Genomic DNA, 20,132 nt, shown 5'->3' with positions numbered 1-20,132 from the left:
CCGGCTCAGGCCAGGGCGGGCGGGCCCAGCGCGTCGCGCCCGTGGGGGGCGGAGAGGTCGAGGTCCGGGCCCACGGGAACGATGCGGGTCGGGTTGATGCCGTCGTGGCTGTAATGGTAGTGCCGCGCGATGTGGTCGAGCCGGAGCGTGTCCGCCACGCCGGGCACCGCGTGGAGGTCGCGCACGAAGGCCCAGAGCGCGGGATACTCGATCAGCTTGCGGCGGTTGCACTTGAAGTGGCCGTGATAGACCGTGTCGAAGCGCACGAGCGTGGTCCAGAGACGGATGTCGGCCTCGGTGAAGCGATCGCCCATGAGCCAGCGCTGCGCGCCCAGCCGCTCCTCGAGCCAGTCGAGCGAGTCGAACAGGGCATGGACGGCCTCGTCGTAGGCGGCCTGAGACTGGGCGAAGCCCGCGCGATAGACGCCGTTGTTGACGGTGTCGTAGACCCGGGCGTTGACGGGCTCCATGGCCTCGCGCAGGTCCTCGGGCCACAGGTCCAGCCGGTTGCCGGTGAGGCCGTCCCAGGCCGAGGTCATCATGCGGATGATCTCGGAGGATTCGTTGGACACGATGGTGCCGCGCGCGCTGTCCCACAGGACGGGGACGGTGACCTTGGTGGTCGCCTGCGGGTCGGCGCGGGTATAGACTTGGTGGAGATGGGAGAGGTCCATCAGCGTGTCGCCGGTGGCGCCGGGAAAGTCCGTCTCGAAGGTCCAGCCCTCGTCCAGCATGTCGGGATGGACGACGGAGACGCCGATATGGTCGCGGAGGTCCTTGAGTTCGCGGACGATCAGGGTGCGGTGGGCCCAGGGGCAGGCATAGCTGACATAGAGGTGGTAGCGCCCGGATTCGGCGGCAAATCCCCCCTCGCCCGTCGGGCCGGGGCGGCCGTCGGGCGTGACCCAGGAGCGGAAGGACGAATCCGGCCGGTCAAAGGCGCCGTCCCTGATGCGGGCGACCGGGGCCCTGACCCACCGGCCGTTCTCGAGCTGGCCCATGTGCGTCCTCCTGACTGGGGTGACCGACGAGGATAGGGCCGGGCGGTGCGGGGGCCACGGACCGGCGCGCGCAGGGGCTGTGCGCGGGGGGCGGGCGATGACGCGATCGGCGGCCGGGGCGCCGCTTCCCCTCTGGCGCCGGGGGGCTGGGGGCGCTATGGCGGACGGGACGAAGCCCCGCGGGGGCCGGACAGGTGGCGCGGCAGGGCCGACCCCGACTGGGGGTCCGCGCCGCGCGTCGTCGAGGGCGGCCCCGGCCGCCCGCGCCCGGATCGCCCGCGGCCCCGAGCCCGAGGTGCCCCATGCGCGCGATCCTGCCCGTCCTGCTTGTTCTTCCGGCCCCGATCCTCGCCCATCCGGGCCATGTCGCCGAAAGCGCGGGCCACGACCACTGGCTGGCCGCGGGGGCCCTGGGCCTCGCCGCGCTGGTGACGGCCTGGGCCGCGGGGGCGATGCTGCGCCGGCGCGACCGGCGCGACGGGCGCGCGCGCGCGGAGCGGCGGGGGTGAGCGCCGCCGCCGCGGAACGGGCCGGCGAGCGGATCGGTGTCCTGCTCTGCGGGCACGGGTCGCGCGATGCGGGGGCGGTGGCGGAATTCGCCGCGCTCGCCGCCGCGCTGCCGCCGCACCTGCCCGAGGGCTGGCTGCTCGAGCACGGCTATCTCGAGTTCGCCAACCCCGTGCTGCGCGAGGGGCTCGACCGGCTGCGCGAGCGGGGAGCGGGGCGCATCCTGGCCGTGCCGGGGATGCTGTTTGCGGCGATGCACAGCAAGAACGACATCCCCACGGTTCTGTCGACCTGGTCCGCGCGCTCGGGCGTGCCGGTCTCCTACGGGCGGGAGCTGGGGGTGGACCCGAAGATGGTCGCCGCCGCCGCCGCCCGCGTGCGCGAGGCGATCGCGCGGGCGGACGCGCAGCGCGGTCCCGTGGCGCTGCACGACACCTGCCTCGTCGTGATCGGGCGGGGCGCGTCCGACCCCGATGCCAATGCCAACGTCTCCAAGGTGGCGCGGCTGCTGTGGGAGGGGCTGGGCCTTGGGTGGTGCGAGGTGGGCTATTCGGGCGTGACCTTTCCGCTGGTCGAGCCCTGCCTGCGCCATGTCGCGCGGCTGGGCTACCGGCGGGTGGTGGTGTTTCCCTATTTCCTGTTCTCGGGCGTGCTGGTGGACCGCATCCGCGGCTTCACGGGCCGCGTGGCGGCCGAGCATCCGGGGACGGACTGGGTGGACGCGCCCTATCTGGGCCTGCATCCCGAGGTGCTGCGCACCTTTGCCGAGCGCGCGACCGAGCAGGTGGAGGGCGTGCCACCCCCGAACTGCCAGATGTGCAAGTACCGCACGCAGGTGCTGGGCTTCGAGGCCGAGGTCGGCGCCCCGCAGGAGAGCCACCACCACCATGTCGAGGGGCAGGGGGCGCAGGCGCCCGGCTCCAACGTCGCGGCCTGCACGCTCTGCGACGATTTCTGCACGGGGGTCTGCCGGCTGCTGCCCGCCGCGGCCGAGCCGCTGGGCCATGTCGCGCACGACCGCGCGGCGGGGGGCTGGCACGACCACGGGGACGGGCATGTGCACTGGCACGGACCGGGCGGGCACCATCACCACCATCACCATGGGCACGGGAATCACGGGCATCACCACCCGCCCTATCCCCATGCGGATCACCCGCTGGGCCCTCTTTCGGCCCTGGCGACGCTCAAGGGGCGGCGCTGAGGGCGGCGCATGGAGGGGGAGGGTGCTGCGCCGCTCATCCTGACGCTGGACCTGGACCCGGACGGATTCGCCCGGCTGGATGCATTGCGGCGCGCGCATTTCCCGCCCGCGCTCAACCGCGTGCCGGCGCATGTGACGCTGTTCCACCACCTGCCCGGCGGGGCGGAGGAGGAGGTGGCGCGGCTGCTGGCGGCGGAGGGGGCGGGGGTGGCGCCCTTTGCCGTGCGCTTTGCCGCGCTCATGCCGCTGGGGCGCGGCGTGGCGCTGCGGGTCGAGGCGCCGGAGGCCGCATCCTTGCGCGGGCGGATCGCAGGCTGCTTTGCCGGGCGCCTGACCCCGCAGGACGCGGGCGGCTGGCGACCCCATGCGACGATCCAGAACAAGGTGAGCCCGGCCGAGGCGCGCGCGACCTTGGAGCGGCTGTCGGCCGGCTTTGCCCCCTGGGAGGCGGTGGCCGAAGGGCTGCGGCTGTGGCGCTATCGCGGCGGGCCGTGGGAGGCGGCGGGGGTCTTTCCGTTCCGCGCGCCGGGGGGCGCGGTCGCGGGGGCGTGACGCCGGGGCGGCTTGACCGGGAGCCCCCCGTCCCGTAAGCGCGGGCGGTCCGAGCGGAGGAGCCGCGCCATGGCCACCAATCCCATCGAGTTCATCCAGCAGACCCGGGCCGAGATCGCCAAGGTCGTCTGGCCCAACCGGCGCGAGGTGGCGCTGACCACGCTGATGGTGCTGCTGCTGGCGGGCCTCGCGGCGGTGTTCTTCAGCCTCGTGGATCTCGTGATCCGGTCGGGTCTGACCGGTCTTCTCGGGCTGTTCGGGCACTAGGCAGAGGTCGGGCAACGGGGCCCTTGCGCTTTCGGCCGGGGGCGTGTAGGGACACCGGGCTCTGACGGGACGGGACAGGCTGCGGCGATTCGCGGCCTCCGGCCCGTTTTCTTGTCGGAGGCAGGCTGGGGTCGTGGCGCCCCCAAGGATGGTGCGGCAGGCATGGCGAAGCGCTGGTATTCGGTCTCGGTCCTTTCGAACTTCGAGAAGAAGATCGCCGAGCAGATCCGCCAGAAGGCCAGGGAGCAGGGCCTCGAGGAGCAGATCGACGAGGTCGTGGTGCCGACCGAGGAGGTCATCGAGATGCGCCGCGGCAAGAAGGTGACGAGCGAGCGGCGCTTCATGCCCGGCTATGTGCTGGTCCACATGGAGATGTCGGACGAGACCTACCACCTCATCACCTCGATCAACCGGGTGACGGGGTTCCTGGGGCCGCAGGGCCGGCCCATCCCGATGCGCGATTCGGAGGTCAACGACATCCTCCATCGCGTGACCGAGGGGCAGGAGCAGCCGCGCAACCTGATCCGCTTCGAGATCGGCGAGCGCGTGAAGGTCAATGACGGGCCGTTCGAGGCGTTCGACGGCACCGTGGAAGGCGTGGACGAGGAGCACCAGCGGCTCAAGGTGTCCGTGTCCATCTTCGGCCGGGCCACCCCGGTCGATCTGGAATTCTCCCAGGTGACCAAGATCGCCTGAGGAGCCGTCGCGGGAGGGAAGGGGGCCGCGGCCCCGGACCCGCACCGCGCCACGAAGGGCCCCGTCGGCGCGCCGGCGGGGTGATGGTCCGGGGGCCGTGGCGCCCCACAGATAGGGAAACGGCTCATGGCCAAGAAAGTCATCGGGTCGCTGAAGCTGCAGGTGAAGGCGCAGCAGGCGAACCCCTCGCCCCCCGTCGGCCCGGCGCTGGGTCAGCGGGGCATCAACATCATGGAGTTCGTCAAGCAGTTCAATGCCAAGACGGCCGACATCGAGGCTGGCGCGCCCGTCCCGGTGGTGATCACCTACTACCAGGACAAGAGCTTCTCCATGGAGCTCAAGACGCCGCCCGCCTCCTACTATCTCAAGAAGGCCGCGGGTCTGAAGCCGCAGGGCAAGCGCAACCGGCCCAAGGCCGCGACCAAGCCCGGCAAGGAGGTGGCGGGGACCGTCACGCTGGCGCAGGTGCGCGAGATCGCCGAGGCGAAGATGAAGGACCTCAACGCGATCAGCGTCGAGGCCGCCATGCAGACGATCCTGGGCTCGGCGAAGTCCATGGGCATCGAGGTGAAGGGCTGAGCCATGGCCAAGGTCGGAAAGCGTATCCGGGCGGCCCGCGCCGCCTTTGCGAACAAGGCGAACCTGCCCCTCGAGGAGGCCGTGGCGCTCGTCAAGGAGCATGCCTCGGCCAAGTTCGACGAGACGGTGGAGATCGCCGTGAATCTCGGCGTGGACCCGCGGCATGCGGACCAGATGGTGCGCGGCACGGTGCTGCTGCCCAACGGGACGGGCAAGACGGTCCGCGTGGCCGTATTCGCCCGCGGCGACAAGGCCGATCAGGCGCGCGAGGCGGGGGCCGACATCGTCGGGGCCGAGGACCTGGTGCAGGAGATCCAGAACGGCCGCATCGACTTCGACCGCTGCATCGCCACGCCGGACATGATGCCGCTGGTCGGGCGGCTGGGCAAGATCCTGGGCCCGCGCAACCTGATGCCGAACCCCAAGGTCGGCACGGTGACGCCCGACGTGGCCGAGGCCGTGCGCGCGGCCAAGGGCGGCCAGGTCCAGTTCAAGGTCGAAAAGGCGGGCATCGTCCATGGCGGGGTCGGCAAGACCTCGTTTGAGGCCGACAAGCTCGCCCAGAACATCCGCGCCTTCGTGGACGCGGTGAGCCGCGCCAAGCCGGCGGGGGCCAAGGGCACCTATCTCAAGAAGGTGTCCATCGCCTCCACGATGGGGCCGGGCGTGTCGGTGGACCTGTCCACCGCCACGGGCGGCGCGGCCTGACGGGTTCCTCCCGGGCCTTCGGGGCCGGGGGGTTTCGGCGGGGGACGGCCCTTCGGGGCCGCAACCCCGTCCTGTCCGAGACGGAGGGCGGGGAGGGGGCGCGAGTCCCGTCCCGGAAGTCCTTCCCGAGGCGGGACGCGAGAGGAGGCTTTCCGTCGGGGGGGAGACCACCCGCGGGCTGTCCGAGGCTCGGGTTCCGTGAGACGGACCCACGCGCGGCCCCGTCCGGGGTCGCGTCATGAGCCGGGGGCAACCCCAACTTGGAGACGGAACGTGGATAGAGCCAAGAAAGAGCAGGTGGTCGAGGAACTCGGCCGGATCTTCGAAAGCTCTGGCGTCGTGGTGGTCGCCCGCTACGAAGGCATGACCGTCGCCCAGATGCAGGACCTGCGCGCGCGCATGCGCGAGGCGGGCGGGTCCGTGCGCGTGGCCAAGAACAGGCTCGCCAAGATCGCCCTGGAGGGGAAGCCGGGCTCCGGCATGGCGTCCCTCCTGACGGGCATGACCGTGTTCTCCTTTTCGGAAGACCCCGTGGCCGCGGCCAAGGTGGTCGATGCCTTTGCCAAGACCAACGACAAGTTCGTGGTCCTGGGGGGCGCGATGGGGGACACGATCCTGGACCCGGCCGGGGTCAAGGCCGTCGCCCAGCTGCCGAGCCGCGAGGAGCTGATCGCTTCCGTCGTGGCCTGCATCGGGGCGCCGGCCGCCGGCCTCGCCGGGGCGATCGGGGCGCCTGCCGCGAACATCGCGGGCATCCTCAGCACGCTGGAGGAGAAGGCCGCCGCCTGATGCGCGACGCCACGCCGCGGGGGGCCGCCGGTTCCCCGCGCCGGAAACCCAACCCAACGGAAAGACGGACACATGGCTGATCTCAACCAACTGGCCGAACAGATCGTCGGCCTCACCCTTCTGGAAGCCCAGGAGCTGAAGCAGATCCTCAAGGACAAGTACGGCATCGAGCCCGCCGCCGGCGGCGCGGTGATGATGGCCGCCGGTCCCGCCGCGGGCGCCGCCGCCCCGGCCGAGGAGGAAAAGACCGAGTTCGACGTCGTGCTCAAGGACGCGGGCGCCAACAAGATCAACGTGATCAAGGAAGTGCGCGCGATCACGGGCCTGGGCCTGAAGGAGGCCAAGGACCTCGTGGAGCAGGGCGGCAAGGTCAAGGAAGGCATTGCCAAGGCCGATGCCGAGGCGATGAAGAAGAAGCTCGAGGAAGCCGGCGCCAAGGTCGAGCTGGCCTGATTCCCGGGCAACCCGCCCCGTCCGGGGCGGATCGACTGGGCTGGGGCCGTGCGATCGCGGCCCCGGCCCGACCGTTCCTGACGGGCGGCCCTGCGGGGCCTTCCTTCCGGATCGGTCGGGCGGGTCGGTGCGGGGCCGGTGGGACGGCTCCTGCGGATGGACCCCCGATATATCCCCCCTGACGGGACAGGGCGCCGCGCCCCCGGCGGCGCCCCGGTCCCACAGACACAGAGGGTCGCGAGCCACATGCCCCAGTCCGTCCTCGGCCAGAAGCGCCTGCGCCGCAACTACGGCAAGATCCGCGAAGTGCTGGAGATGCCGAACCTCATCGAGGTGCAGAAGTCGTCCTACGACCTGTTCCTCAATTCGGGCGACGGCCCGACCCCCCGCGACGGCGAGGGGCTGCAGGGCGTGTTCCAGTCCGTCTTCCCGATCGAGGATTTCAACGGCACCGCGCGGCTCGAATTCGTCCGCTACGAACTCGAGAAGCCCAAATACGACGTCGAGGAATGCCAGCAGCGCGACATGACCTATGCCGCGCCGCTCAAGGTGACGCTGCGGCTGATCGTCTATGAAATCGACGAGATCACGGGCGCCAAGACGGTCAAGAACTTCAAGGACCAGGAAGTGTACATGGGGGACATGCCCCTCATGACGCCGACGGGCACCTTCATCATCAACGGCACCGAGCGCGTCATCGTCTCCCAGATGCACCGCTCCCCCGGCGTGTTCTTCGACCACGACAAGGGCAAGACGCATTCCTCGGGCAAGCTCCTCTTCGCCTGCCGGATCATCCCCTATCGCGGCTCCTGGCTCGACTTCGAGTTCGATGCCAAGGACCTCGTCTATGCGCGCATCGACCGGCGCCGCAAGCTGCCGGTCACCACCCTGCTCTATGCCCTGGGCATGGATCAGGAAGGCATCATGGGGGCCTATTACGACACGGTGGACTTCCGGCTGGAGCCGAAGTCGCGCCGCTGGGTCACGCGCTTCTTCCCCGAACGCGTGCGCGGCACCCGGCCGCCGCACGACCTGATCGACGCGGCCACCGGCGAGGTCGTGGTCAAGGCGGGCGACAAGGTCACGCCGCGCATGGTCAAGCGCTTCCAGGACGAGGGCAAGGTGACGGAGCTTCTGGCTCCGTTCGAGACGATCCGCGGCCGCTTCGTGGCGCGCGACATCATCGACGAGGAGACGGGCGCGATCTTCGTGGAAGCCGGCGACGAGCTGACGATGGAGCTCGACCGGGACGGCGAACTGGTGGGCGGGACGGTCAAGCTGCTGCTCGATCAGGGGATCACGACCATCCCCGTGCTCGACATCGACAACGTCAATGTCGGCCCCTACATCCGCAACACCATGGCGTCGGACAAGAACTGGTCCCGCGAGACGGCGCTGATGGACATCTACCGCGTCATGCGCCCCGGCGAGCCGCCCACCGTGGAGACCGCGCAGGCGCTGTTCGACACGCTGTTCTTCGACCGCGAACGCTATGACCTGTCGGCCGTGGGGCGGGTCAAGATGAACATGCGCCTCGCGCTCGACAAGCCCGACACGCAGCGCACGCTCGACCGCGAGGATATCGTGGCCTGCATCAAGGCGCTGGTCGAGCTGCGCGACGGCAAGGGCGAGATCGACGACATCGACCATCTCGGCAACCGCCGGGTGCGCTCGGTGGGCGAGCTGATGGAGAACCAGTATCGCGTGGGTCTCCTGCGGATGGAGCGCGCGATCAAGGAGCGGATGTCCTCGGTCGATATCGACACGGAGATGCCGCAGAACCTGATCAACGCCAAGCCCGCGGCCGCGGCGGTGCGGGAGTTCTTCGGCTCCTCGCAGCTCAGCCAGTTCATGGACCAGACCAACCCGCTGTCGGAGATCACCAACAAGCGCCGGCTGTCGGCGCTCGGGCCGGGCGGGCTGACGCGCGAGCGGGCGGGGTTCGAGGTGCGCGACGTGCACCCGACCCATTACGGCCGCATGTGCCCGATCGAGACGCCCGAAGGCCCGAATATCGGCCTCATCAACAGCCTCGCCACCTATGCGCGGGTCAACAAGTACGGCTTCATCGAGACGCCCTACCGCAAGGTCGTGGACGGGCGCGTGACCGACGAGGTCGTGTACATGTCGGCCACGGAGGAGATGCGCCACACCGTGGCGCAGGCCAATGCGCGCCTCACCGAGGAAGGCACCTTCGTCGATGAACTGGTCGATGCGCGCCAGGGCGGCGACTACACGCTGGCCCCGCGCGAGCAGGTGGACCTGATCGACGTGTCGCCGAAGCAGCTCGTCTCGGTGGCGGCCTCGCTGATCCCGTTCCTCGAGAACGACGATGCCAACCGCGCGCTCATGGGCTCGAACATGCAGCGTCAGGCGGTGCCGCTCCTGCAGGCCGAGGCGCCGCTCGTGGGCACCGGCATCGAGGAGATCGTGGCGCGCGATTCGGGTGCCGCGATCATGGCCCGGCGCGCCGGCATCGTGGACCAGGTGGACGCGAGCCGCATCGTCGTGCGCGCGACTGCCGACCTGGAGCTGGGCGATCCGGGCGTGGACATCTACCGGCTGCGCAAGTTCCAGCGCTCGAACCAGAACACCTGCATCAACCAGCGCCCCCTGGTGAAGGTGGGCGACCGGGTGGAGAAGGGCGAGGTGATCGCCGACGGCCCCTCGACCGACAAGGGCGAGCTGGCGCTGGGCAAGAACGTGATCGTCGCGTTCATGCCCTGGAACGGCTACAACTACGAGGACTCGATCCTGATCTCCGAACGGATCGTGCGCGACGACGTGTTCACCTCGATCCACATCGAGGAGTTCGAGGTCGCCGCGCGCGACACCAAGCTGGGCCCCGAGGAGATCACCCGCGACATCCCCAACGTGGGCGAGGAGGCGCTCCGCAACCTCGACGAGGCGGGGATCGTCTATATCGGCGCCGAGGTGGGCCCGGGCGACATCCTGGTGGGCAAGATCACCCCCAAGGGCGAGAGCCCCATGACGCCCGAGGAGAAGCTCCTGCGCGCGATCTTCGGCGAAAAGGCCTCGGACGTGCGCGACACCAGCTTGCGCCTGCCGCCGGGCGATTTCGGCACCGTGGTCGAGGTGCGCGTCTTCAACCGGCACGGCGTGGACAAGGACGAGCGGGCGCTGCAGATCGAGCGCGAGATGGTGGAGCGTCTGGCACGCGACCGCGACGACGAGCTCGCCATCCTCGACCGCAACATCTATGCGCGGCTGCGCACGCTGCTTCTGGGCCGGACGGCGGTCAAGGGTCCCAAGGGCTTCCGCGGCGGCAGCACGATCACCGAGGAGACGCTCAACGAGATCGGGCGCGGCGCCTGGTGGCAGTTTGCCCTGGCCGAGGAGGCCGACGCCAAGGTGGTCGAGGCGCTGCACGAGCAGTACGAGGTGCAGAAGCGCACGCTCGAGGCGCGGTTCGAGGACAAGGTCGAGAAGGTCCGCCGCGGCGACGACCTGCCCCCCGGCGTCATGAAGATGGTCAAGGTCTTCGTGGCGGTGAAGCGCAAGCTCCAGCCCGGCGACAAGATGGCCGGCCGCCACGGCAACAAGGGCGTCATCAGCCGCGTGGTCCCCATCGAGGACATGCCGTTCCTGGCGGACGGCACGCCCGTGGACTTCTGCCTCAACCCGCTCGGCGTGCCGTCGCGCATGAATGTGGGCCAGATCCTCGAAACCCATATGGGCTGGGCCGCGCATGGGCTCGGGCTCAAGATCGACGAGGCTCTGGCGGAGTACCGCCGGTCGGGCGACCTGACCCCGGTGCGCGAGGCGGTGCGCCTGGCCTATGGCGAGGAGGCCTACGAGGAGGCCTTTGCCGGCATGGACGAGGAGACCCTGGTGGAGAAGGCCGACCTGGTCACGCGCGGCGTGCCGATCGCCACGCCCGTCTTCGACGGCGCGCGCGAGGCGGACGTGGACGACGCGCTGCGGCGCGCGGGCTTCGACACGTCGGGGCAGACCTGGCTCTATGACGGCCGCACGGGCGAGCGGTTCCAGCGCCCCGTGACGGTGGGGATGAAGTACCTGCTGAAGCTGCATCACCTCGTGGACGACAAGATCCACGCGCGCTCGACCGGGCCCTACAGCCTCGTCACGCAGCAGCCCCTGGGCGGCAAGGCGCAGTTCGGCGGCCAGCGCTTCGGCGAGATGGAGGTGTGGGCGCTCGAGGCCTATGGCGCGGCCTACACCCTGCAGGAGATGCTGACCGTCAAGTCCGACGACGTGGCGGGCCGGACCAAGGTCTACGAGGCGATCGTCAAGGGCGAGGACAATTTCGAGGCGGGCGTGCCCGAATCGTTCAACGTGCTCGTCAAGGAGGTGCGCGGCCTCGGCCTCAACATGGAGCTCCTGGACGCGGAGGCGGAGGACTAACCCCCCGTCCGCCCTCCGGGGCGGCCCGGCAGGGCCGCCCGTGTCCCCCCATTTCCCCTGAAAGGGAACAGGATGAACCAGGAACTGACCAACAACCCGTTCAACCCGCTCACGCCGGCCAAGGCGTTCGACGAGATCCGCATCTCGCTCGCCAGCCCCGAGCGGATCCTCTCGTGGTCGTTCGGCGAGATCAAGAAGCCCGAGACGATCAACTACCGCACCTTCAAGCCCGAGCGGGACGGCCTGTTCTGCGCGCGCATCTTCGGGCCGATCAAGGACTACGAGTGCCTGTGCGGCAAGTACAAGCGCATGAAGTATCGCGGCGTCGTCTGCGAGAAATGCGGCGTGGAGGTGACGCTCCAGAAGGTCCGGCGCGAGCGGATGGGGCATATCGAGCTGGCCGCCCCCGTCGCCCATATCTGGTTCCTGAAGTCGCTGCCCTCGCGCATCGGGCTCATGCTCGACATGACGCTGCGCGACCTCGAGCGCATCCTCTACTTCGAGAACTACGTCGTCACCGAGCCGGGGCTGACCGACCTGACCTATGGCCAGCTTCTGACCGAGGAGCAGTACCTCGACGCGCAGGACCAGTACGGCGCGGACGCCTTCCAGGCCAATATCGGCGCCGAGGCCATCCGCGAGATGCTGGCCGCGATCGACCTCGAATCGGAGGCCGAGCGGCTGCGCGCGGAGCTGAAGGAGGCCACGGGCGAGCTCAAGCCCAAGAAGATCATCAAGCGGCTGAAGATCGTCGAGTCCTTCCTCGAATCGGGCAACCGGCCCGAATGGATGGTGATGACGGTGATCCCCGTGATCCCGCCCGAACTGCGGCCGCTCGTGCCGCTGGACGGCGGGCGGTTCGCCACATCGGACCTCAACGACCTCTACCGGCGGGTCATCAACCGCAACAACCGCCTCAAGCGGCTGATTGAGCTGCGCGCGCCCGACATCATCGTGCGCAACGAGAAGCGCATGCTCCAGGAATCGGTGGACGCGCTGTTCGACAACGGCCGCCGCGGCCGGGTCATCACCGGGGCGAACAAGCGACCGCTCAAGTCGCTGTCGGACATGCTCAAGGGCAAGCAGGGCCGCTTCCGGCAGAACCTGCTCGGCAAGCGGGTGGACTTCTCGGGCCGCTCCGTGATCGTGACCGGCCCCGAGCTGAAGCTGCACCAGTGCGGGCTGCCCAAGAAGATGGCGCTCGAGCTGTTCAAGCCGTTCATCTACTCGCGGCTCGAGGCCAAGGGCTACTCGTCCACCGTCAAGCAGGCCAAGAAGCTCGTGGAAAAGGAGCGCCCCGAGGTCTGGGACATCCTGGACGAGGTCATCCGCGAGCATCCCGTGCTGCTCAACCGCGCGCCGACGCTGCACCGGCTGGGCATCCAGGCCTTCGAGCCGATCCTGATCGAGGGCAAGGCGATCCAGCTCCATCCGCTGGTCTGCTCGGCCTTCAACGCCGACTTCGACGGCGACCAGATGGCCGTGCACGTGCCCCTCTCGCTCGAGGCGCAGCTCGAGGCGCGGGTGCTGATGATGAGCACCAACAACGTGCTCTCGCCCGCCAACGGCTCGCCCATCATCGTGCCGAGCCAGGACATGGTGCTGGGCCTCTACTACACCACGATCGAGCGCGAGGGGATGCCCGGCGAGGGCATGGCCTTTGCCGACATCGACGAGGTGGAGCAGGCGCTGTCGGCCGGGATCGTGCACCTGCACGCGCGCATCACCGCCCGCATCAAGCAGATCGACGAACAGGGTCAGGAAGTCTGGAAGCGCTACCAGACCACGCCGGGCCGTCTGCGGCTGGGCAACATCCTGCCGCTCAACGCCAAGGCGCCGTTCGACCTCGTCAACCGGCTGCTGCGCAAGAAGGACGTCCAGCACGTCATCGACACCGTCTACCGCTATTGCGGGCAGAAGGAGTCGGTCATCTTCTGCGACCAGATCATGGCCGCGGGCTTCCGCGAGGCGTTCCGCGCCGGCATCAGCTTCGGCAAGAACGACATGGTGGTGCCCGAGGCCAAGTGGCGGCTCGTGGAGGAGACCCGCGAGCAGGTCAAGGACTTCGAGCAGCAGTACATGGACGGCCTGATCACCCAGGGCGAGAAGTACAACAAGGTCGTGGACGCCTGGTCCAAGTGCAACGAGCGCGTGACCCAGGCCATGATGGACGCGATCTCGGCCCCCGGCCGCGACGAGAACGGGGCGGAGCGCGAGCCCAACTCCGTCTACATGATGGCCCATTCGGGCGCGCGCGGCTCGGTCACCCAGATGAAGCAGCTGGGCGGCATGCGCGGCCTGATGTCCAAGCCCTCGGGCGAGATCATCGAGACGCCGATCATCTCGAACTTCAAGGAAGGGCTGACGGTGCTGGAGTACTTCAACTCCACGCACGGGGCGCGCAAGGGCCTCAGCGACACCGCGCTCAAGACGGCCAATTCGGGATACCTCACGCGGCGGCTCGTGGACGTGGCGCAGGATTGCATCATCCGGGTGCACGATTGCGGCACCGACCGGGCGATCACCGCGCAGGCGGCGGTCAACGACGGCGAGGTGGTCTCCTCGCTCGCCGAGCGGGTGCTGGGGCGCGTGGCGGCCGAGGACGTGCTGCGGCCGGGCACCGACGAGGTGCTGGTCCGGCAGGGCGAGCTGATCGACGAGCGGCGCTCGGACATGATCGAGGCGGCCGGGATCACGCGGATGCGCATCCGCTCGCCGCTCACCTGCGAGGCCGAGGACGGGGTCTGCGCGCTCTGCTACGGGCGCGACCTGGCGCGCGGGACGCTCGTCAATATCGGCGAGGCGGTGGGCATCATCGCCGCCCAGTCGATCGGCGAGCCGGGCACGCAGCTCACCATGCGGACCTTCCATATCGGCGGCGTGGCGCAGGGCGGCCAGCAGAGCTTCCTCGAGGCGTCCCAGCCGGGCACGGTGCGCTTCCGCAACGCGCAGCTTCTGCGCAACGCGGCGGGCGAGCAGATCGCCATGGGCCGCAACATGGTCCTCGCCATCCTGGACGAGCAGGGCGAGGAGCGCGCGCAGCACAAGGTGGGCTACGGCACCAAGGTGTTCGTCACCGAGGGCGAGCGCGTGGAGCGGGGCACCAAGCTGATCGAGTGGGACCCCTACACCCTGCCCATCATCGCCGAGAAGGGCGGCATCGCACGCTATGTGGACCTGGTGGGCGGCATCTCGATCCGCGAGGAAACCGACGAGGCCACGGGCATGACCCAGCGCATCGTGGCCGACTGGCGCTCGGTGCCGCGCGGGGGTGACCTCAAGCCCGAGATCCTGATCGTCGGCGAGGACGGCGAGCCCGTGCGCAACGAGGCGGGCGCGCCCGTCTCCTATCCGATGTCGGTGGACGCCATCCTGTCGGTCGAGGACGGCCAGACCATCCAGGCGGGCGACGTGATCGCGCGCATCCCGCGCGAGGGCGCCAAGACCAAGGACATCACCGGCGGTCTGCCGCGGGTGGCGGAACTGTTCGAGGCGCGCCGGCCCAAGGACCACGCGATCATCGCCGAGATCGACGGCACGGTGCGCTTCGGCAAGGACTACAAGAACAAGCGCCGCATCACCATCGAGCCGGCCGACGAGAGCCAGGAGAAGCGGGAATACATGATCCCGAAGGGCAAGCACATTCCCGTGCAGGACGGGGACTTTGTCCAGAAGGGCGACTTCATCATGGACGGCAACCCCGCGCCCCACGACATCCTGGCCATCCTCGGGGTCGAGGCGCTGGCCGATTACATGGTCAACGAGGTGCAGGAGGTCTATCGCCTGCAGGGCGTGAAGATCAACGACAAGCACATCGAGGTCATCGTCCGCCAGATGCTCCAGAAGTGGGAGATCATGGATTCGGGCGACACCACGCTGCTCAAGGGCGAGACCGTGGACAAGGTCGAGTTCGACGAGGCCAACGAGAAGGCCATCGCGCGCGGCGGCCGTCCGGCCACGGGCGAGCCGATCCTGCTCGGCATCACCAAGGCGTCGCTCCAGACCCGCAGCTTCATCTCGGCCGCCTCCTTCCAGGAGACGACGCGGGTGCTGACCGAAGCGGCGGTGCAGGGCAAGCGGGACCACCTGCTGGGCCTGAAGGAGAACGTCATCGTCGGCCGCCTGATCCCGGCCGGGACGGGCGGGGCCACGGCGCGGGTGCGCCGCATCGCCGCCGAGCGCGATCAGGCCGTCATCGAGCAGCGCCGCGAGGAGGCGAGCGAGGCCGTGCGCCTGGCCGCACCCGAGCCGGCCCGGCCCGACGCCCCGGCCGAGGGCGGCTTCGACACGATCCTGGCCGACATGCCCGACAGCCGGGACTGATCGGGCCCGGCGCCGGTCCGGCCACGGGCGGGCAGCCCTGCGGAGGCCCCCGGAGACGGGGGCCTTCTGCATGGGCGCGGGCAAGTCGGTGCGGGAGCAGGGATTCGGCGTCATGCGGGCAGGATCGCCGCGGAGGGTTAACGAATCCCTGCATCACCGCGCGCACCGCGCCCCGTCCGCGCAACGCCTTGACAGGACCGGCGGTGGCCGAATCGCGCCCGCTCAGGGGCGGAGCGCCTCGGAGCGATGATGGCGCCAGCGGGGGTCCTGCTCGGGCAAGAGACCCGCCCGCGCGGCCAGACGCGCGGCATAGTCCATGCAGCACAGGTGGTGCAGCCGCCGCACCCCCGGCAGCGCCATCGCCTCGGCATGGAGCGCGTCGAAGCGGGCCGCGAAGCGCAGGGCCGAGCGGTCCTCCTCGCTGTTGTCGTTGTGCGAGCGGAAGAAGCCCGCCGTGTAACGGTCGATTCCGGCCGTGGCCGAGGGCGTGCCGCGCTTGAGATCGAAGCTGTCCGTCCAGCGGATGACGTAGTGGTTCACCTGGGCATGGCGGTGGGTGATGGCCTCGCAGAAGCGCACGGGGCGGTCGGGGCCCGCCAGCCGCGCGAGGCGGCGCCCCTCCGTGTCGCGGATGTCCTCGGCCGCGCCTGCGGCGCCGATCGGGGTGTGATCGGTCAGGCGCCGCCAGCGCAGGGGATCGCGCAGCAGGGTCTTGACGAAGACGTTGATTCCCTTGGCACGCGGGGCGGCGCGCAGGAAGGTGCGGTGCACCGGACGGTCGGACCAGCGTGCCTGCCCGCCGTCGCCGAAGCAGCGCCAGTGGATGGCCCAGCCCTCGGCGTCGCGGCCCAGCCGGTCGAGAAGGCCGCTGGCATCCTCGGCCTCCAGGGGGACGAGGAACTCGTCGGCGTCGCAGACCCAGAGCCAGTCGGCCCAGCGCAGCAGGGGATGGCCCCGGATGGCGCGAAAGGCGGATTGCTTGGCGGTCTGGCCGGGGCGGGGGCTGTGCGCGACCAGCGTGCACCAGCCCGCCCGCTCGAAGGCGCCGAGCAGGTCGGGCGAGCGATCGGTGCAGTCGTTGAGCGCGATCAGGGCATGGAAGCCCAGCATCCTCTGCCAGCAGAGCCATTCGACGGCAAAGGCGCCCTCGTTGCGCATGGCCGCGAAGACGAGCAGCCGTTCGGCGCCGGGCGGCTGGACGGGGCAGAGGCTCATGCGCGGGTTCAAGCACGAGGGGGCGGCGCCCGTCCAGCCGGGCGCGGCGGGCCGGGAGCCGTTCCGGGCAGGCGCGGCGCGCTGCCGCGGCGGGGGCGGTGTTGACACGCCCGGCCCCATCCCTTATGTCGCGCGCACTTCCGGCCCCGGATGCGTCCGGCGCCCTGGGGCGGGCGAGAAGAGATGCGTGGTCACGATCCGGGTGGGCGACACCCCGATCCTCTGAGACCGACCGCATCGTTCCGCAGGTGGCGGGAACGATGCGGGTTTTTTGTGCTTCGCGCGTGCCGCGGGGCGAAACAGGGCGGACCCGTCGGGGCCCGCGGCACAGAGACAGGAAACGGGAACAGGAACCCCATGCCGACGATCCAGCAGCTGATCCGGAAGCCCCGGCAGCCCCAGGTGGCCCGCTCGAAGTCGCAGCACCTCGAGGGGTGCCCGCAGAAGCGCGGCGTCTGCACGCGCGTCTACACGACGACCCCCAAGAAGCCGAACTCGGCCATGCGCAAGGTCGCCAAGGTGCGGCTGTCGAACGGCTACGAGGTGATCTCCTACATCCCCGGCGAGAGCCACAACCTCCAGGAGCACTCGGTGGTGCTGATCCGGGGGGGCCGGGTCAAGGACCTTCCGGGCGTGCGCTATCACATCCTGCGGGGCGTGCTGGACACGCAGGGGGTCAAGAACCGCAAGCAGCGCCGCTCCAAGTACGGCGCCAAGCGTCCCAAGTGAGGATCTGACCGATGTCCCGCCGTCACGCTGCCGAGAAGCGCGAAGTCCTGCCCGACGCCAAGTATGGCGACCGGGTCGTGTCCAAGTTCATGAACAACCTGATGGTGGACGGCAAGAAGTCCGTCGCCGAGCGGATCGTCTATTCCGCCTTCGACCGGGTGCAGGCGCGCGTGCGCAAGGAGCCCGTGGAGGTGTTCCACGAGGCGCTCGACAACGTGAAGCCCGCGGTCGAGGTCCGCTCGCGCCGGGTGGGGGGTGCGACCTACCAAGTGCCCGTCGAGGTCCGGCCCGAGCGGCGCGAGGCGCTGGCCATCCGCTGGCTGATCGACGCGGCCAAGAAGCGCAACGAGAACACCATGGAGGAGCGGCTGGCCGCCGAGCTTCTGGACGCGCAGAACGGTCGCGGCGCGGCCGTCAAGAAGCGCGAGGACACCCACAAGATGGCCGACGCCAACAAGGCGTTCAGCCACTACCGCTGGTAAGGATCGCCCATGCCCCGCGCCTATCCCCTCGAGCGCTACCGCAATTTCGGCATCATGGCGCATATCGATGCCGGCAAGACCACGACGACCGAGCGCATCCTCTACTACACCGGCAAGTCCCACAAGATCGGCGAGGTCCATGACGGCGCCGCGACGATGGACTGGATGGAGCAGGAGCAGGAGCGCGGGATCACCATCACCTCGGCCGCGACCACGACCTTCTGGCAGCGTCAGGAGGACCCGACCGCCGAGGGCACGAGCGACACCAAGTACCGCTTCAACATCATCGACACGCCCGGCCACGTGGACTTCACCATCGAGGTGGAGCGCAGCCTGGCGGTGCTGGACGGGGCGGTGGCGCTGCTCGACGCGAATGCGGGCGTGGAGCCGCAGACCGAGACCGTCTGGCGGCAGGCCGACCGCTACAAGGTCCCGCGCATCGTCTTCGTCAACAAGATGGACAAGATCGGGGCGGACTTCTTCAACTGCGTCCGCATGATCAAGGACCGCACGGGTGCGACGCCCGCGCCCATCGCCCTGCCCATCGGCGCCGAGGACAAGCTCGAGGGGATCATCGACCTCGTGACCATGGAGGAATGGACCTGGACCGGCGAGGATCTGGGCGCCTCCTGGACGCGCCAGCCGATCCGCGACGAGCTGAAGGGTCTGGCCGAGGAATGGCGCGGCAAGCTGGTCGAGCTGGCCGTCGAGCAGGACGACGCGGCCATGGAGGCCTATCTCGAGGGGCAGGAGCCGTCGGTCGAGGAGCTGCGCAAGCTCATCCGCAAGGGCTGCCTGTCGATGGCCTTCGTGCCCGTCACGGCCGGTTCCGCCTTCAAGAACAAGGGCGTGCAGCCGCTTCTGAACGCGGTGATCGATTATCTGCCCTCGCCGCTCGACGTGCCCGCCTATGTGGGCTTCGCGCCGGGCGACGAGACGGAGACGCGCAACATCGAGCGTCACGCCTCCGATGACGAGCCCTTCTCGGGTCTCGCCTTCAAGATCATGAACGACCCCTTCGTGGGCTCGCTCACCTTCACGCGCATCTATTCGGGCACGCTCAAGAAGGGCGATGCCATGCTCAACTCCACCAAGGGCAAGCGCGAGCGGGTGGGGCGGATGATGATGATGCACGCGATCAACCGCGAGGAGATCGAGGAAGCGTTCGCGGGCGACATCATCGCACTGGCCGGCCTCAAGGACACGACGACGGGCGACACGCTCTGCGATCCGAACAAGCCCGTGGTCCTCGAGACGATGACCTTCCCCGAGCCGGTGATCGAGATCGCGGTCGAGCCCAAGACCAAGGCCGACCAGGAGAAGATGGCGGCCGCGCTCCAGCGGCTGGCGGCCGAGGACCCGTCCTTCCGCGTCGAGACCGATCTGGAATCGGGCCAGACGATCATGAAGGGGATGGGCGAGCTGCACCTCGACATCCTGGTGGACCGCATGCGGCGCGAGTTCAAGGTCGAGGCCAATGTCGGCGCTCCGCAGGTGGCCTATCGCGAGACGATCAGCCATCCGGTCACGCACACCTACACCCACAAGAAGCAGACCGGCGGGTCGGGCCAGTTCGCCGAGGTGAAGCTCGAGATCGAGCCCACCCAGCCGGGCGAGGGCTTCTCCTTCGAGAGCCGGATCATCGGCGGCGCCGTGCCCAAGGAATACATCCCCGGCGTCGAGAAGGGCATCAAGTCGGTCATGGATTCGGGACCGCTTGCGGGCTTTCCGGTGATCGACTTCAAGGTGGCCCTGGTGGACGGCAAGTTCCACGACGTGGACTCCTCCGTCCTCGCCTTCGAGATCGCTGCGCGGATGTGCATGCGCGAGGGTCTCAAGAAGGCGGGCGCCAAGCTGCTCGAGCCCATCATGAAGGTCGAGGTGGTCACGCCCGAGGAATATACGGGCGGCATCATCGGCGACCTGACCTCGCGCCGGGGCATGGTGCAGGGGCAGGACACGCGCGGCAACGCCAACGTCATCCATGCCTTCGTGCCGCTCGCGAACATGTTCGGCTACATCAACACGCTCCGGTCCATGTCCTCGGGCCGGGCGCAGTTCACGATGCAGTTCGACCATTACGAGCCGGTGCCCGAGAACATCTCCCAGGAGATCCAGAAGAAGTACGCCTGACGGCCGGGGGCGGGGGTCTGCCCCGCCCGCGCCATCCCCCGAGAGGCCGCGCCCCGGTGCGGCGCCACCCAACCAAGGACGAGACCCAATGGCGAAGGCGAAGTTTGAGCG

The 20,132-nt window shown here is 69.4% G+C and carries 16 protein-coding genes; 14 read left to right on the top strand and 2 right to left on the bottom strand.

Annotation, left to right across the window (positions count from 1 at the left end):
- Positions 1 to 5: 5 nt before the first annotated feature.
- On the bottom strand, positions 6 to 1,001 hold the full coding sequence (locus GT358_RS11185; protein ID WP_166582711.1) for a glutathione S-transferase family protein: 996 nt from the start codon (positions 999 to 1,001) through the stop codon (positions 6 to 8).
- A gap of 302 nt (positions 1,002 to 1,303) precedes the next feature.
- On the opposite strand from GT358_RS11185, the gene GT358_RS11180 reads away from it, so the two are divergent.
- The 11 genes from GT358_RS11180 to rpoC all read left to right on the top strand — a co-directional run bounded on the left by GT358_RS11180 (position 1,304) and on the right by rpoC (position 15,462).
- Positions 1,304 to 1,510 (top strand): DUF6732 family protein, encoded by a 207-nt coding sequence (locus tag GT358_RS11180; protein WP_166582710.1) that lies wholly within the window; start codon positions 1,304 to 1,306, stop codon positions 1,508 to 1,510.
- Entirely contained in the window at positions 1,507 to 2,709 is a 1,203-nt protein-coding gene (locus tag GT358_RS11175) for a sirohydrochlorin chelatase (protein ID WP_166582709.1), read from the top strand. The genes GT358_RS11180 and GT358_RS11175 overlap by 4 nt, the downstream gene beginning before the upstream one ends.
- 9 nt (positions 2,710 to 2,718) lie before the next feature.
- Positions 2,719 to 3,261 (top strand): 2'-5' RNA ligase family protein, encoded by a 543-nt coding sequence (locus tag GT358_RS11170; protein WP_166582708.1) that lies wholly within the window; start codon positions 2,719 to 2,721, stop codon positions 3,259 to 3,261.
- 69 nt (positions 3,262 to 3,330) lie between these two features.
- Positions 3,331 to 3,528, top strand: a complete 198-nt coding sequence (gene secE, locus GT358_RS11165) for a preprotein translocase subunit SecE (protein ID WP_166582707.1) — start codon at positions 3,331 to 3,333, stop codon at positions 3,526 to 3,528.
- A gap of 162 nt (positions 3,529 to 3,690) precedes the next feature.
- On the top strand, positions 3,691 to 4,224 hold the full coding sequence (gene nusG, locus GT358_RS11160; RefSeq protein WP_166582706.1) for a transcription termination/antitermination protein NusG: 534 nt from the start codon (positions 3,691 to 3,693) through the stop codon (positions 4,222 to 4,224).
- A gap of 126 nt (positions 4,225 to 4,350) precedes the next feature.
- Positions 4,351 to 4,803 (top strand): 50S ribosomal protein L11, encoded by a 453-nt coding sequence (gene rplK / locus GT358_RS11155; RefSeq protein ID WP_166582705.1) that lies wholly within the window; start codon positions 4,351 to 4,353, stop codon positions 4,801 to 4,803.
- Between the two features lie 3 nt (positions 4,804 to 4,806).
- Positions 4,807 to 5,511 (top strand): 50S ribosomal protein L1, encoded by a 705-nt coding sequence (gene rplA, locus GT358_RS11150; RefSeq protein ID WP_166582704.1) that lies wholly within the window; start codon positions 4,807 to 4,809, stop codon positions 5,509 to 5,511.
- A 273-nt stretch (positions 5,512 to 5,784) separates the two neighbouring features.
- Positions 5,785 to 6,300, top strand: a complete 516-nt coding sequence (rplJ, locus tag GT358_RS11145; RefSeq protein WP_166582703.1) for a 50S ribosomal protein L10 — start codon at positions 5,785 to 5,787, stop codon at positions 6,298 to 6,300.
- Positions 6,301 to 6,372: 72 nt separating this feature from the next.
- Positions 6,373 to 6,753 carry a 50S ribosomal protein L7/L12 gene (gene rplL, locus GT358_RS11140; RefSeq protein WP_166582702.1) on the top strand — a complete coding sequence of 127 codons (381 nt, stop codon included), beginning with the start codon at positions 6,373 to 6,375 and terminating at the stop codon, positions 6,751 to 6,753.
- A gap of 246 nt (positions 6,754 to 6,999) precedes the next feature.
- Positions 7,000 to 11,139, top strand: a complete 4,140-nt coding sequence (gene rpoB, locus GT358_RS11135; RefSeq protein ID WP_166582701.1) for a DNA-directed RNA polymerase subunit beta — start codon at positions 7,000 to 7,002, stop codon at positions 11,137 to 11,139.
- Between the two features lie 72 nt (positions 11,140 to 11,211).
- Positions 11,212 to 15,462 carry a DNA-directed RNA polymerase subunit beta' gene (rpoC, locus tag GT358_RS11130; protein WP_166582700.1) on the top strand — a complete coding sequence of 1,417 codons (4,251 nt, stop codon included), beginning with the start codon at positions 11,212 to 11,214 and terminating at the stop codon, positions 15,460 to 15,462.
- Between the two features lie 222 nt (positions 15,463 to 15,684).
- Here the strand turns inward: rpoC and GT358_RS11125 are convergent, their stop codons facing one another.
- On the bottom strand, positions 15,685 to 16,677 hold the full coding sequence (locus GT358_RS11125; protein ID WP_166582699.1) for a glycosyltransferase family 2 protein: 993 nt from the start codon (positions 16,675 to 16,677) through the stop codon (positions 15,685 to 15,687).
- A gap of 357 nt (positions 16,678 to 17,034) precedes the next feature.
- On the opposite strand from GT358_RS11125, the gene rpsL reads away from it, so the two are divergent.
- The 3 genes from rpsL to fusA are packed head-to-tail and all read left to right on the top strand — an operon-like array spanning position 17,035 to position 20,021.
- Positions 17,035 to 17,406 (top strand): 30S ribosomal protein S12, encoded by a 372-nt coding sequence (gene rpsL / locus GT358_RS11120; protein WP_166582698.1) that lies wholly within the window; start codon positions 17,035 to 17,037, stop codon positions 17,404 to 17,406.
- Positions 17,407 to 17,417: 11 nt separating this feature from the next.
- Complete coding sequence (gene rpsG / locus GT358_RS11115) at positions 17,418 to 17,888, top strand: 30S ribosomal protein S7 (RefSeq protein WP_166582697.1); 471 nt, start codon at positions 17,418 to 17,420, stop codon at positions 17,886 to 17,888.
- Between the two features lie 9 nt (positions 17,889 to 17,897).
- The gene (gene fusA, locus GT358_RS11110; protein ID WP_166582696.1) at positions 17,898 to 20,021 is read left to right on the top strand and encodes an elongation factor G; all 2,124 of its coding nucleotides are present in this window, start codon (positions 17,898 to 17,900) and stop codon (positions 20,019 to 20,021) included.
- Positions 20,022 to 20,132 lie beyond the last annotated feature (111 nt).

Origin of the sequence: Rubellimicrobium sp. CFH 75288, assembly GCF_009904055.1 — a bacterium.
In the GTDB taxonomy this organism is placed as follows: Bacteria; Pseudomonadota; Alphaproteobacteria; order Rhodobacterales; family Rhodobacteraceae; genus Rubellimicrobium.
Note: the sequence above shows the minus strand (reverse complement) of the source record. Positions and strands in the feature narration are given on the sequence as shown.